Origin of the sequence: Jatrophihabitans lederbergiae, assembly GCF_031845305.1 — a bacterium.
Lineage (GTDB): Bacteria > Actinomycetota > Actinomycetes > Mycobacteriales > Jatrophihabitantaceae > Jatrophihabitans_A > Jatrophihabitans_A lederbergiae.
In genome coordinates this window covers 1-13,293 of record NZ_JAVREH010000073.1, presented here as the reverse complement: position 1 = coordinate 13,293, position 13,293 = coordinate 1, and the positions used below count along the sequence as shown (strand labels likewise).

Here is a 13,293-nt window from a genome sequence, read left to right as displayed (position 1 = left end):
CGCACGCAGGACCGCATCCACTCCAGGAGCGCACCATCGTTCGCTGGGCGGACACACTGACCGAGATGCGCTCGCACCAAGGCCGTCGAACAGCGGCTCAACGACTTCTCCCATCCGTCGCCTAGAGGAGAAGGAACGGTCCGCTGGTCTGGTTTCGTGGGCGCGTTGTCACGGTCGCGCGGCTATTGCGACGAGGTCGGCGCTGGCGCGCCAGAGGCGTTCTTGCAGGGCGACGTCGTAGGACTGGGCGGGGGTGCGCGTTTCGACCTGTTTGAGGAAGTACTTTCCCGTGACGGGGCCCAGTTCGGGGGCGGTCGCCAGGTGCAGCGCGGCTTGCGCGCCTTGCTCGGGGGTGAGCAGGAACCGTTTGATCAGGCCGAGGAACGGGGTGGCCAGGGGTGGGGCGATGGCGTCGACGACGCTGGTGGCGGCGAGGCCGGGGTGTACGGCGTTCACTGTCACGCCGCTGCCGGCCAGGCGCCGAGCCAGGACGTAACCGCACATGAGCATGGCCAGCTTCGAGCGTGCGTAGACGGCCATCGGCTCGTAGCGGGTGGAGCTGTTCAGATCGTCCAGGTTCAGCATGGCCGGGCGGGGGCGGCGGCGGATCTTCACCTGCCGGGTGTCGGCGATGCTGTTGGAGGCGACGTTGACGATCCGCGACGGCGCGCCGGCTTTGAGCTGGTCCAGCAGCAGGTTGGTGAGCAGGAAGCCGGCGAGGTGGTTCACGGCCAGGTGGGCCTCGACGCCGTCGGCGTCGAGGGTGCGGTGGCGGAAGTGGGCGCCAGCGTTGTTCACCAGGACATGGAGCTGGTCGTGGCGCTCGGCGAACTGGGCGGCGGCGCGCCGGATGTCCTGCTGTCGGGCGAGGTCCGCGACGAGGACCTCGACCGCGGCGCCGGGGATGGCGGCGCTGATGTCGCGGCGCACGGTCTCCCCGGCTGTCTCGGTGCGGACCAGCAGGACCACGGTGGCACCCCGAGCGGCCAGGCCGGTGGCGATGACGCGGCCCATCGCGCCGCTGGCCCCGGTCACCAGGGCCACCTTGGCGTCCATCGCGCCGCCCGCGGCCAGCGCGCTCATCCGGCGATCGCCGGGGTCTGGCCCGTAGAAGCCGGGGTCGCCGCCTCGCGGAGCAGGAAGTCCGCGAGATCGGCGCGCGAGATCTTCGAGGTCAGCCGGATCTTCAGGCCTGTGCCGGTGCGGTAGGCGCCGGAGTGGGCCCGGTTGGACAGCGCCGGCGGCCGGACGATGGTCCACTGCACGTCCGAGGCCCGGATCAGCGCCTCCATCCGCTCCTTGTCGCGCATCTTCTCCGCCACCGACAGCCACAGGACCAGGCAGTACAGCGACCGGTCGCGGCTCTCGCAGGCGCCGTGGGCGCTGACCGCCACCAACCGGGCGACCTGAGCGCAGTTCATCGCGGCCAAGACCGCCCGCGCGCCGTCGGCGCAGACCGTGACCGGCCCCTTGGCCTCGGTCCCCAACGCGCTGATCACCACGTCCTGACCGCGCACCACGTCCTCCACCGCGCCGTGCTGACCCACGTCGCCCACGACCAGCCGCAACCGCTCGTGCGCGGGCAGCGCGCCCGGTCGGCGCACCAACGCCGACACCTCGTGACCGGCGCGCAACGCCTGGTCCACCACCTCCCGGCCGGTCCCGCCCGTCGCGCCGAGCACCGCAACCCTCACGCCAACCCCATCCAGCCAATGGTTGGAGTATCCAACCGTTGTAGTGTGCGGCAGGCGCGTGGATAGTGCAACTGTCGGATGCTGCAAGTAACCTCACGGGGTGACTCCCACCCCGGCAGCGGACGAACCGCTGATCTACGAGCTGGTGGACCTGTCCCTCGCCCTCGCCGACCACACCCAGGCCCTGGTGCAGGACGTGATGAGCGAGCTCAACCTGACCCCGACGCTGGCCAACGCGCTCTGGCACCTGGGGGCGTGCGCGCCGGACCCGCCCATGAGCAAGCTCGCAGCGAGGCTGCGCCGCGACCCCTCGACGATCACCTTCCTGGCCGACCGGCTGCAAGAGCGCGGACTGCTCGTGCGAGACGTCGACCCCCAGAACCGGCGCACGAAGATCCTGCACCTCACCGACGCCGGACGAATCACCAGACGCGCGCTCGTCGAGGCCATGGCCACCCGGTCCCCGATCGCCCACCTCAGCGACAAAGACCAGCGGCATCTCCACGACTTACTCGCCAGAGCCATGGCAGCGCCCCCCTGAGTCGCGAAAGGATCGATTCATGACGTGCGAGGCGCCGGCCAGCCGGCGGGGAGCGGCGTAACGGAAGCCTGGCTGGAGAGTGAAGTTCACACACAGTCGCCGGGGAACATGAGCCGGCGAGCGAGAAGGAGTTCCTGATGCAAGCACTGTGGTTCGAAGGTGTTGGCCAGCTGGCCTGGCGTGGGGTCGAGGATCTGGTGGTGGGCCATCCGCTGGAAGCGATCGTGCGTCCCGTCGCCTCGACGACCTGCGACCTGGACCGGGCGATCGTGCACGGCCTGGTGCCGTTGGGACGCGGTTTCCCGATCGGCCACGAGTGCGTGGCCGAAGTGCTCGAGGTCGGTGCCGCCGTGCACCGGGTCGCGGTCGGTGACCTCGTCGTTGTGCCGTGGCACATCAGCTGCGGCGCGTGTCCGCCGTGCCGTAACGGGCTGCCGACGGCGTGCACGACCGTCCCCGGGCTGCAGGGCTACGGCGCCTCGATCGCCGGTGACTGGGGCGGGCTGTTCTCCGAGCAGGCACGGGTCCCCTACGCCGACGCCATGCTCACCCGCCTGCCCCCCGGGGTCGACCCCGCGGCGGCCGCCGCCGTCAGCGACAATCTCACCGACGCCTACGTCTGCGTCACCCGAGGGCTCAGCCGGCACCCCGGCGCCCGCGTACTTGTCGTGAGCAGCCTGCCGAGCCTCGGGCTGTTCGCGGTCGACCAGGCGCTGGCCGCCGGAGCCCGGGCGGTCGACTACGTCGACAGAAGCAGTCGGCGCCGTGAGGTCGCACGGACACTCGGCGCCGATGTGGGGGCAGAAGTCGACGCCGGTACCCAGCACCTGCAGTATCCGGTGGTCATCGGCGCCACCAGCGACCCCGCGCTACTGCGGGATGCCGTGCTGTGCCTCGCGCCGGGCGGGCACCTGTCCAACGCCGGAATGTTCTTCACCGACACCCCGCTACCACTGTGGGACATGTACCAGCGAGACGTCACCGTCTCGGTCGGCGCGGTCAGCGTCACACCGCACGTCCCAGCCGTCCTGGACCTGCTGCGGTTGGGCCGATTGCGCCCCGAGTTGGTGATCTCGGTCCACGACGCCGAGCAGGCCCCCGAGGTGCTGTTGGCCAGGGACATGAAACCGGTCCTCACACGACCGCGACTGATCGGCACCCCGAAGCTGTAGGCAGCGTTCACGGGTCGCAGAGACGGGTTCGGAGCAGCCGTCCAGGCCAAATGAGAATGCGACCTGGCCACCACTGCCTGTGAATCGCCGCGATAAATGGCGGTGTTTCGCAGCGATAGGTGTCATCCCTGATGCCCGTAAGCCGACTGGCTGCCCGGCGGGTGCTGAGCCTTTGCGCCGAGAGCGTGTTTAGGGACGCCCTCCGGTGAGCTCGGCACGTGCTGCCGCCAGGATCTGCTCGGACAACGCCGTGCCCACCGTCATCCGCGCGAGTTGCAGCGCGCCCACCAGAAGAGCGACGGTGGCAAGTCCACGGTCCGGGTTCTCATCCGCTCCGGGCGCAGTGGCTGCCAGGTCGATGAGTCCGTGACGAAGTTCGTCGCCGAACCCCGCAGACGTCGGCAGTTCCGGGTCACCTGCGAGAGCTGCCACCACGCATCCGTGGCCAGGGTCGTCTCGGTGCTCATCGCTCAGGTACACGTCGATGAGGGCTTGCCAGGTCGTCGACTCGAGCGGGTCTCCCAGGCCACTCATCAACACCCGGCGTTGCTCCACCACGTGTTGCAACGCTTCGAGCACCAGCGCTTCCCGCGACGTGAACTGCTTGTAGAACCCTCCGTTCGTCAGCCCGACCCGAGCGCAGACGGCTTCTATGGTCACCCCCGCCAAGCCTCGCTCCCGGACGAGCACCGATGCGGCGTCGACCATCGCGGCACGGTTCTCGGCGCTCCGCGCCCTGCTCACTCTCGGCACTGTGGGTCTCCTCCTTTGCGCCAGAGCCGCATGGTCACGGGACGTCAGCCTCAGGTATAGATTACACGCATCATCTATTTGAGGAGGCACTCATTGAAGGTTCGAGGACAACGGGCACTGATCACCGGCGGTCAGCGAGGACTCGGCGCCGCGTTCGCCGCAGAACTGCTGAGGAGGGGAGCGGATCGGGTCTACGTCACTGCCAGGACCCCGAAGGCATCCGACGATCCAAGGGTGATCCCCCTCCCATTGGACGTCACCGATCCTGACTCCGTTGCCGCGCTGGCTGAGGCGGCGGCGGACGTCGCGATCGTGTTTAACAACGCCGGCGTGGCCGGAGGCATCCCGCTACTTCAGACCACCCCTGAGACCATCTCGGCCATCTTCGACACCAACGTGCTCGGACCCATCCGAGTGGCGCAGGCCTTCGCCCCGCTCCTCGGTCACCACGACGAGAGCCTGCTGGTGAACCTGCACTCCGTGTTGTCCTGGCTAGCCGGTGCCGGTGCGTACGGTGCCTCCAAGGCGGCCTTGTGGTCCGTGACGAACTCCCTGCGGCTCGAGCTGCGCGCGCAAGGCACCAGTGTCGTCGGGGTGCATCTCGATCTGGCCGACACGGACATGACTGCGAGATTCACCGACCACGTCAAGATCAGCCCCGCCGACGTCGCGTCTCGCGTCCTCAACGCCATAGAGCGGGGCGAGGAAGAAGTGCTCGTCGATGACGCGAGCCGCGCTGCGAAACGTCTATTGGCCGGTCCGGTTCAGGAGCTGATCGCGCGCCTCTGAGATTCGGTGAAGCGGTGCAGCCGACCTGGGCGGTCAGATGCGAGAGCCTGGCCTGCGACACACTGCCTTGACCGCCCGTCATGCCCCAAAGAGGGGCTATATGCCTCGAACGCGGACCGACAACGACGACGTCAGGGCCGGTGGTACGACGCACGCCGGCGACGTCGAGGTCACGCGTGATCGAATGACTCGATTTCATCAACCGTGGACGAGCTGTTCCCCGACGCACCCCGGCAAATCGGACTGACGTCGCTCCGCCTCGCTGGATCGCGGACTCGATCCAGGGTCGCCGTAGTCATCCGCTAATTCTGCTCGCCGAGCAACGCTGAGTAAGTCAGGCCAGAAAGCCGTTCTTTGGACAGACGCCTCTCGCCGCGCCCGGCTGAGCGGGAGAAGTTCAGTGGTCGGGCTGGACGGACAGGGCGCCGATAACGTTCAGGAGCTCCAGGTTTTCTACAGCCTGGGTCCCGGCCGGTGGGGTGAACCACAGCAGGCGTTGGGTGCCGTCTTCGCTGAGCAGGTTCAGGCAGTTGAGTTCCACTTCTCCGATAGTGGGGTGCAGGAGCCGTTTGCGGTCTGATCGCCGGACCGCGACGTCTTGGCGTGCCCAGAGGTCGGAGAATTCGTCACTGTGGGCCAACAGGCGGCGGGTCAGCTCGGCGGCGACTGGGTCGCTGCCGCGGCGGACGGTGACGGCTCGCAAATCGGCTACGAAGACCTGTGACTGGTGCTGGTGTTCCTCGGGGTGATACAGGGTGCGGGCATCAGGGTCGGTGAACCATTGGTAGAGGAAGCTGGCGCGCAACCCGGTGCTGTGTTTGGGCCGTCCCAGCAGCGCGGCGGCCAGCCGATTCTGGACGAGGGTGACGCTGAGGTCGCTGATGATCTGCGCGGGGGTGGAGGTGAGCCTGTCCAGCAGGTCCAGCATTCCGGGGTGGACGTGGGCGTTCGGGCTGCCTGCGGACGGCTGGGGGCGTCCAGCGAGGTAGTAGAGATGATTACGTTCATCCAGGGTGAGATGCAGCGCGCGGGCAAGGGCGGCGAGCATTTGTTCTGAGGGCTGCGCGCCGCGGCCCTGTTCGAGCTGGGCGTAATAGTCAACCGATGCGCCAGCCAGGTTCGCCACTTCATCGCGGCGCAGCCCGGCGACCCTGCGCCGGGGGCCATCGTGCAAACCCAGGTCGCGCGGGTTGAGCCGATCTCGCCGCGACTTCAGAAAGCCACCCAACTCGATCAAGTCCACCCCGCCATTCTGGTCCGCATTCGCTCCCCCAGCCAGGCGACGCCGCCACCAGCACCGACAGCAGGTCAGGTTCGGGCACCGGGTCGGGGACCGTCCCCACCCATGGGCCCAACTGATGCGAATGAGCGGGATTGCCGGTCATCCAGGTGCTGCCGTCACCAGTACAGGCGTCGCCTAGCTCGCGCTGGCTTGCCCTGACAAAGTCGATGACGGCGACCAGAAAGAGCGCCAGAAAGAGGCATTGATTTATGACCGGATCGAGAGTTGCGATCGTCACCGGGGGGTCGCGGGGGATCGGGCGTGCGGTCGCCGAGCGGCTAGTCCAGGACGGCGTCGCCGTCGTGATCACCTACGTCACGTCCTCGCAGGTAGCTGGTGACATCGTCGCTACCGTGCTGGCCGCGGGCGGTCAGGCGGTAGCGATCCGCGCGGACGTGACCGACGTGGAGCAGGTAAAAGTCCTGTTCGACCAGGCCGAGTCGGACTTGGGTGGTATCGACATCGTGGTCACATCGGCCGGCATCATGCGTCCGGCACTTCTGGCTGAGGCGACGGACGACGACTTCACAGAGCAGGTCGAGGTCAACATTCGGGGCACCTTCAATGCGCTGCGGGAAGCCGCCCGACGTGTCCGCGACGGCGGGCGCATCATTACGTTCTCCAGCACCACCCTGGCATTGAACGCACCCGGCTACGGCATCTACAACGCCACCAAAGGCGCGGTCGAAGGATTCAGCAGAGTCTTGGCCAAGGAGGCGGGTCCGCGCGGCATCACGGTGAACTCTGTCGCCCCGGGCCCGGTCGAGACGCAGTTGTTCCTGACCGGTAAGACCGCGGCCGATGTGCAGCGGATGGCCGGGCTGGCCCCGCAGCAGCGCATCGGGCAGCCGGTCGACATCGCCGGCGCCGTGGCGCTGCTCGTCTCGCCTGAAGCTGGCTGGATCAACGGCCAGATCATTCGCGTGAACGGAGGACTCGCATGAGCATCTCTATCCACGACAGTCCGCGGCAGGTGGTCGTGGTCACCGGTGCGGGGTCGGGACTCGGCCAAGCGGTGGCCGAGAAGCTGGCCCTGGCCGGGCACATTGTGTACGCCGGGATGCGCGGCATCGCCTCGCGCTCCGCCGAACGCGCCGCGACCACCCTCCAATTCGCGACCGAGAACCACGTCACGTTGCGGCCGCTGGAGTTGGATGTGCTGTCTGACACTGGATGCCGGGCCGCGATCGACCAGGTCGTGTTCGAGCAGGGCCGAGTTGATGTGCTGGTCAACAATGCCGGCATGCTGATGTCCGGGGTAGCCGAGGCGTTCACCCCGGAGCAGTTCCTGACCATCTTGGACACCAACGCTGTCTCCTGGCTGCGGATGAACCGAGCGGTGCTGCCGGTGATGCGACGACAACACGCCGGCACGCTCGTCTATGTCAGCAGCACGACCACGCACATCGCTGAACCGTTCATGGCCACCTACATCGCCAGCAAAGCCGCCGGGGAAGCCTTCGCCGAGTCGATCGGCTTCGAGGTCACCCCATTCGGTATCGACACCATCATCGTGGTGCCCGGCGCGTTCACCCAAGGCACCCAGCACTTCGCCCACAGCAACCCGCCGGCAGAACCCGCGGTCACCGCCCAGTACGGCGACCTCACGTCGGCGGTGGCCGAGATTCCAGCGCGGCTGGAAGCGATCGACTTCGCCCACCAAGGCCACCCCGCCGACATCGGCTCGGTCGGCGACGCCCTCGTCGACGTGCTAGGACAGCCCCGAGGCACGCGCCCCCGGCGCGTGATCATCGATGCCCAGCACAAGGGCGTCCAGGACATCGACGCGGTCCGGACCGAACGCCAGCGCGCGTTCTTCACCGCCCTGGGCATCGACCACCTCATCGACATTCCTGCCCATCCCTGATCAGACCGCCAACCACCGGTTCCGCACCTTCACCAGTGGTGACACCGCTACCGAGGAGACCCGCATGTCCAACCCACTTCACCAGCTCGTCGAGACGTTCTACCGAGCGTTCTCCGGCGACACCGACCTCCTCGACGAGGTAGTCACCCCCGACTGGGAAGACATCCCACTCAACCCCGGCCAGGGTCCCGGCCCGGACGGCGTCAAACCGATGATCAAGGGCTTCGGACAATCGTTCACGGGGTTCCAGATCGTGGTCCACGACGTGATCGACGGGCGCGGCCCGGACGGCAACGGCAAGATCGGTGTCCGCGCCGAAATGCGCGGCACCCACACCGGTGACCTATTCGGCGTCCCTGCGACCGGCCGAGACGTGCGCATCCCGATCCACGAGTTCCACGACGTCCGCGATGGGCGCCTAGCACGGACCTGGCATTTGGAGGACTGGTTCGGATTCTTCAACCAGGTCGGCTCCGCCCCGCACATCGCTCAGGACAACCAGTGAAAGCCGTCCAGATCGCCCGCTACGGCGACACCCCGGCCCTGCAGGACATCGAGCAGCCCTCCCCCGGGCCCGGCGAGGTGCTTGTCCGCGTCGCGGGGGCCGCCACCAACCCTCTCGACCTGAAAATCACCGCCGGATACATGCACGACTTCTTCCCGGTCGAATTTCCCTACACGCTCGGAACCGACGTCTCCGGAACCATCACCACCCTCGGCGACCGCGTCGAAAGGTGGGCTATCGGGGACCAGATAGTGGCTCGTCTGGACCCGTCCGCCGGCGGCGGGTACGCCGAGTTCGCGGTGATCCCGGCCGAGCAACTGGTCCCCGCGCCCACCTCGATACCGCTGTTCCTCGCCGCCGGAGCGGTCACCGCCGCCGCGACCGCCTGGCAGGCCCTGACCGAAATCGCCGATGTCCACGCCGGCCAAACCGTGCTGATCCACGCCGCCGCCGGCGGAGTCGGCAGCTTCGCCGTGCAGATGGCACACACACTCGACGCTCACGTCATCACCACCGCCTCCGGAGCCGGCCTGCAGATCGCGCGCGACCTCGGAGCGGATGAAGTCATCGACCATACGAGCGGACTATTCCAGGCACAGCTTGCCGACGCCGACGTCAAGGTCGACGTCGTGATCGACACCGTCGGCGGCGCCGTCGAGGAGCAATCGCTGGACGTTCTCCGTCCCGGCGGGCTCCTCGTCGCGGTGCCGACGCCCCCCGACACCGAACGAGCGTCGGCGCGCGGACTGCGCGCCGAATTCCTCTTCCACGCCTCCGATCCTCAACGCCTCGCCACGGTCATAAAGATGCTCGACGGCGACATACAGGTCTTGCTCGACCAAACGCTGGACCTCGATCAAGCACCGCAGGCCCTGCAGTACCTCTCCGCCGGCCACGCCAAAGGCAAAATCATTCTCACACCCACGACCCCTGAACCTGGAAGTGCACCGGGTCGGCACGCAATCGAGACGGCGTACGCCGATATAGGGGAATATCGGCGCACACAGGGCTAGGTTGACGGCTATGGCCGCCACCACGACTGCGCCGAAGCGCAAGCGCCCCGCTCCCCCGCCGGTGCCGTCGGTCGCGGAGCTTGCGGAGCAGTGGTTGACGGCCAAGCGGGCGTTGGAGTCGGCAGGTCAAGCAGCGAAGGGTCACAGCGACCGGGCGCGGCGCGCTGATCTGGCACGGTGGGGGGCGCCTTCTAACAGCTGCTGCGCGCAACGCTGCTGAGGAGGACGCGGGGTTGGACGTGGCCGCCGATCTCGCTTCTGTCGGCCTCGCTGACCTCGGTACTGATGAGCTGGTCGCCGCGGTCGCCGCAGCCAAGAAGGCCTGGAGCGACGCGACGGCAGCGCGGATGCTGTCGACGATGCGCGGTTTCACCCGCTGGCTCACCCGCCGTCAACTGTTGACGGTCGACCCATGCGACAGCGAGCTGTTGCGGGTGTCCGCTCGTGCTCAGCGGCGCCCGCGCGCGGTCGAGGAGACCGATGTCGAGGCGATGGTGGCGGCGGCCCGGGCGGAGCCGACCGGGCGGCAGCAGATGTTCTGGCCGGCCCGCGACGTCGCGCTGCTGCGGTTCCTCGCCGGGACTGGCGCCCGGGCCGAGGAGATCTGCGGCGCCACCATCGGGGAGATCGACCGCCGCCCCGAGCGCCCGATCTGGCGGGTCGGGCGATCCAAGGGCGGCAAGCAACGCGACGTCCCGCTGCGCCGCGACACCGTCGACGCAGTCGACTACTGGCTCGAGACTCGCACCATGACACTGCCCGGCCGCGCGCCCGGCCGGGCAGCGCCGCTGTTCGTGCGCACCGACGGCACGCCGCTGACCGAGCGCACGCTGGACCGTCTGCTGCGGGCGATCGCGCTGCGGGCCGCGGTCGGGCTGCCCGCCGGCGCGGCCGCGCACGCCTTCCGCCACCACTACGGCGTCACCCTCGCGTTGCGCGGGGTCCCGCAGCCGGCGATCAGCCAGCTGATGGGTCACGCCGACCCCCGCACCACCGCGATCTACACCACCGTCGCCGCCTCGGCGCTGATCGGCGTGTTGGACGACGCCGGGCTGCTGTAGGTGGCCGCCGAACACGGGGTCGGCTTCGCCGCGGACAAGGTCGCGCAGTGGGGCCGCTACGCCGCCGACCCCACCCCGGAACAGCTGACCCGCTACTTCCACCTCTCCCCCACCGACCTGGAGTACGCCCGTCGGCGGCGCAGCCCCACGACCCAACTCGGCTACGGCATCCAGTTGGGAACCGTCCGCTTCCTCGGCACGTTCACTGCCGTCGCCCACATACCGCGATCAGTCATCGCCGAGATCGCCCGCCAGCTGGACGTCGACGAGGGCCAGTGGCCAGTGGCTAAGCTACCTCGCCTCCCGGGCGCGGGAGGTTCATCAGGTCGACATCCGCCTCGAGCACGGCTATCACGTGTTCGGCCAGGACACCGCGCACGTCGCATTTCTCCGGTGGCTGTGGGACCGGGCGTGGACCGGCGACGACTCAGCCTCGCACCTGGTCGATCTGGCCACCGGCTGGCTCGTCGAACACCAGATCCTACTGCCGGGATTCACCGTGCTGCAGCGCCTGTGCGCCACCGCCCGCGACCGAGCCACCCGGCTGGCCTCACGCCGCATCGCCAGCCAGGTCCCCCACGATCGACGGCACGACCTGAAGGCGCTGCTCGACGTCGCCGCAGGCGAGAACACCTCACGACTGGAGCAGCTGCGCCGCCCACCACGCCAACCCAGCATCGACGGACTTCTCGCCGCGCTGCAACGCCTGGCCCGGATCCAGCGAATCGGCGCCACGACGATCCAGCTCGACGGCGTCCTCGCAAGCCGCACCACCCGAATGATCACCGAGGCGCTGCAGGTCAAGGCCCAGCGCGTCCGGCGCCACTCCCCGACCGGCGCGACGCCACACTCGCACTCTTCGCCCGACACCTACACGCCACCGCACACGACGACGTCATAGACGTCCTACTGATCGTGTTGCACGACCTCACCGCAAAGGTCGAGCGCCTCGGCGAACAGGAACGCCTTCGCACCCTCGGCGACCTCGACTCCGCAGCGTTGCTACTCGCCCGGGCCGCGCGAGCGCTACTCGATCCCACCGTCGCCGACAGCCGCGTCCGACCGGCAACATTCGGACAGGTCAGCCGCTCCGAACTGGAGACAGCGATCGCTCGCGTCCACGCGATCGTCGCCCACCCGGGCGACCGGGTCGCCGCCGGCATGCGCACCCGCTACCCACACATCCGCCGCTTCCTGCCGACACTGCTGCGACAAGTCACATTCGATGCCACCACGGCCGCTGATCCTGCGCTCGCCGCGATCAAACACCTCGCCGCTGTCGAAGATGGGAAGGCCGCCCTGAGCGACGCACCAACCGGCCACGTCGGCAGACACTGGACGGCGCTGGTGTTCCGCGAGAACGGCACCCTCGATGCTGGCGCGTACACCCTGTGCACGCTCGACGCGCTGCGGCTGGCGATCCGACGCCGCGACGTTTTCGTGCCCGACGCGCTGCGCTGGGGCGACCCCCGTCGACTGCTGCTGGACAAGACCTCGTGGAAACGCAACGGCGTCAGCGTGAAGCGTGCCCTCGACCTCGACGGCGGACCACGGCGGCTGCTCGCCCGGCTCGGCCGCGAACTCGACGACGCCTACGCCCACGCCGGCGAGGTCGTCACCGACGAACCCGGCCTGCTCGCCGCCGACCGGACCCACGAACGGTTCAAGGTTCCGCCGCTGGACGCCGAGCCGCTACCGGCGAGCACAGAGCTGCTTCGCGATCAAATCGCCGCCCTGATCCCCACCTCGGAGCTACCCGAGGTGCTGCTCGAAGTCGACGCGTGGACCGGCTTCACCCAGTCGTTCCTGCCGGCAGCCGGAACCGCTCGATCGCCCGACCTGGCGCTCTCGATCTGCGCAGCGCTGCTGGTTCAGGCTTGCAACGTCCCCTACACCGCCGTGTCGCGCCGTGACGTCCCCGCGTTGACCGAGGCGCGGCTGAAGTGGGTGGAAGCGAACTACCTGCGGTCTGAGACGGTCACCGCGGCGAACACCCGGCTGGTCGATCACCAGGCCGGCATCCCGCTCGCCCGGCAGTGGGGTGGCGGCGAACTGACCTCTGCCGACGGGCTGCGCTTCGTGGTGCCGGTTCGCTCGATCCATGCCGGACCCAACCCGCGTTACTTCGGCCCCGGCCGTGGCATCACGCTGTTCAACTACGTGGCCGACAACTACCTCGGCTGGGCCAGCATCGTCGTCACCGGCACCGCCCGCGACAGCCAGTTCCTGCTCGACCGAATCCTAGATAACCCCACGAGCCTCAATCCGACCGAGATCGTCACCGACACCGCCTCGGCCAGCGACCTGAATTTCGGGCTGTGCCAACTGCTCGGCTACCGATACATGCCCCGGCTGGCGGAGCTGCCCGACCGGCGACTGTTCCGAATCCATCCGAGCCGGGACTACGGGCCGTTGAACCCGCTCGCCCACCACCGCATCAACATCGGCCTCATCCGCGATCACTGGGACGACATCTGTCGCGTCGTCGGCACCGGGCCTTCGCCCCGAAAAGTGGACACGCGATTTGATTGTTATGCGGCCGGTCGTAGCGTAGCCGCGGTGGTGGTGTTCTCGTAGGTGATCGGGCTGCGGTAGCCGCAGGCGGAGTGCCGGCGG

General features: G+C 68.4%; 14 protein-coding genes and 1 pseudogene. 11 read left to right on the top strand and 4 right to left on the bottom strand.

Annotation, left to right across the window (positions count from 1 at the left end; genetic code table 11):
* Positions 1-168: 168 nt before the first annotated feature.
* Positions 169-1,083 carry an SDR family NAD(P)-dependent oxidoreductase gene (locus RM423_RS22570; protein WP_311425301.1) on the bottom strand — a complete coding sequence of 305 codons (915 nt, stop codon included), beginning with the start codon at positions 1,081-1,083 and terminating at the stop codon, positions 169-171.
* Positions 1,080-1,694: an NAD(P)-dependent oxidoreductase gene (locus RM423_RS22565; RefSeq protein ID WP_311425300.1), complete on the bottom strand. Its 615-nt coding sequence runs from the start codon at positions 1,692-1,694 to the stop codon at positions 1,080-1,082. Before RM423_RS22565 ends, RM423_RS22570 begins: the two co-directional genes overlap by 4 nt.
* Positions 1,695-1,794: 100 nt before the next feature.
* Between RM423_RS22565 and RM423_RS22560 the strand changes: the two genes are divergently transcribed.
* Positions 1,795-2,235: a MarR family winged helix-turn-helix transcriptional regulator gene (locus RM423_RS22560; protein WP_311425299.1), complete on the top strand. Its 441-nt coding sequence runs from the start codon at positions 1,795-1,797 to the stop codon at positions 2,233-2,235.
* Positions 2,236-2,372: 137 nt separating this feature from the next.
* Entirely contained in the window at positions 2,373-3,407 is a 1,035-nt protein-coding gene (locus tag RM423_RS22555; protein WP_311425298.1) for a zinc-dependent alcohol dehydrogenase, read from the top strand.
* 189 nt (positions 3,408-3,596) lie between these two features.
* Here RM423_RS22555 and RM423_RS22550 read toward each other — a convergent pair whose 3' ends face one another.
* Entirely contained in the window at positions 3,597-4,151 is a 555-nt protein-coding gene (locus RM423_RS22550; protein ID WP_311425297.1) for a TetR/AcrR family transcriptional regulator, read from the bottom strand.
* Between the two features lie 87 nt (positions 4,152-4,238).
* Between RM423_RS22550 and RM423_RS22545 the strand changes: the two genes are divergently transcribed.
* Entirely contained in the window at positions 4,239-4,949 is a 711-nt protein-coding gene (locus tag RM423_RS22545) for an SDR family oxidoreductase (RefSeq protein WP_311425296.1), read from the top strand.
* Positions 4,950-5,346: 397 nt separating this feature from the next.
* On the opposite strand, the gene RM423_RS22540 is transcribed toward RM423_RS22545, so the two are convergent.
* A complete protein-coding gene (locus RM423_RS22540) occupies positions 5,347-6,192 on the bottom strand; it encodes a helix-turn-helix transcriptional regulator (protein ID WP_311425295.1) in 846 nt (281 codons plus the stop codon).
* A 248-nt stretch (positions 6,193-6,440) separates the two neighbouring features.
* On the opposite strand from RM423_RS22540, the gene RM423_RS22535 reads away from it, so the two are divergent.
* The 8 genes and pseudogenes from RM423_RS22535 to RM423_RS22505 all read left to right on the top strand — a co-directional run bounded on the left by RM423_RS22535 (position 6,441) and on the right by RM423_RS22505 (position 13,254).
* Positions 6,441-7,175, top strand: coding sequence for an SDR family oxidoreductase (locus tag RM423_RS22535; protein ID WP_311424792.1), 735 nt, complete (start codon positions 6,441-6,443; stop codon positions 7,173-7,175).
* Complete coding sequence (locus RM423_RS22530; RefSeq protein WP_311425294.1) at positions 7,172-8,098, top strand: SDR family NAD(P)-dependent oxidoreductase; 927 nt, start codon at positions 7,172-7,174, stop codon at positions 8,096-8,098. The genes RM423_RS22535 and RM423_RS22530 overlap by 4 nt, the downstream gene beginning before the upstream one ends.
* A 64-nt stretch (positions 8,099-8,162) precedes the next feature.
* Positions 8,163-8,603: an ester cyclase gene (locus tag RM423_RS22525; protein ID WP_311425293.1), complete on the top strand. Its 441-nt coding sequence runs from the start codon at positions 8,163-8,165 to the stop codon at positions 8,601-8,603.
* Complete coding sequence (locus RM423_RS22520) at positions 8,600-9,616, top strand: NADP-dependent oxidoreductase (RefSeq protein WP_311425292.1); 1,017 nt, start codon at positions 8,600-8,602, stop codon at positions 9,614-9,616. Before RM423_RS22525 ends, RM423_RS22520 begins: the two co-directional genes overlap by 4 nt.
* Before the next feature lie 239 nt (positions 9,617-9,855).
* Complete coding sequence (locus tag RM423_RS22515; protein WP_311425291.1) at positions 9,856-10,677, top strand: tyrosine-type recombinase/integrase; 822 nt, start codon at positions 9,856-9,858, stop codon at positions 10,675-10,677.
* Positions 10,678-10,947: pseudogene (locus RM423_RS26005) on the top strand (DUF4158 domain-containing protein); the annotation flags it as partial. It lies immediately after the preceding gene.
* Positions 10,883-11,578: a DUF4158 domain-containing protein gene (locus RM423_RS22510; RefSeq protein ID WP_311425302.1), complete on the top strand. Its 696-nt coding sequence runs from the start codon at positions 10,883-10,885 to the stop codon at positions 11,576-11,578. The pseudogene RM423_RS26005 and the gene RM423_RS22510, both read left to right, overlap by 65 nt.
* 14 nt (positions 11,579-11,592) lie before the next feature.
* Positions 11,593-13,254 carry a Tn3 family transposase gene (locus tag RM423_RS22505; RefSeq protein ID WP_311425290.1) on the top strand — a complete coding sequence of 554 codons (1,662 nt, stop codon included), beginning with the start codon at positions 11,593-11,595 and terminating at the stop codon, positions 13,252-13,254.
* Positions 13,255-13,293: the final 39 nt, after the last annotated feature.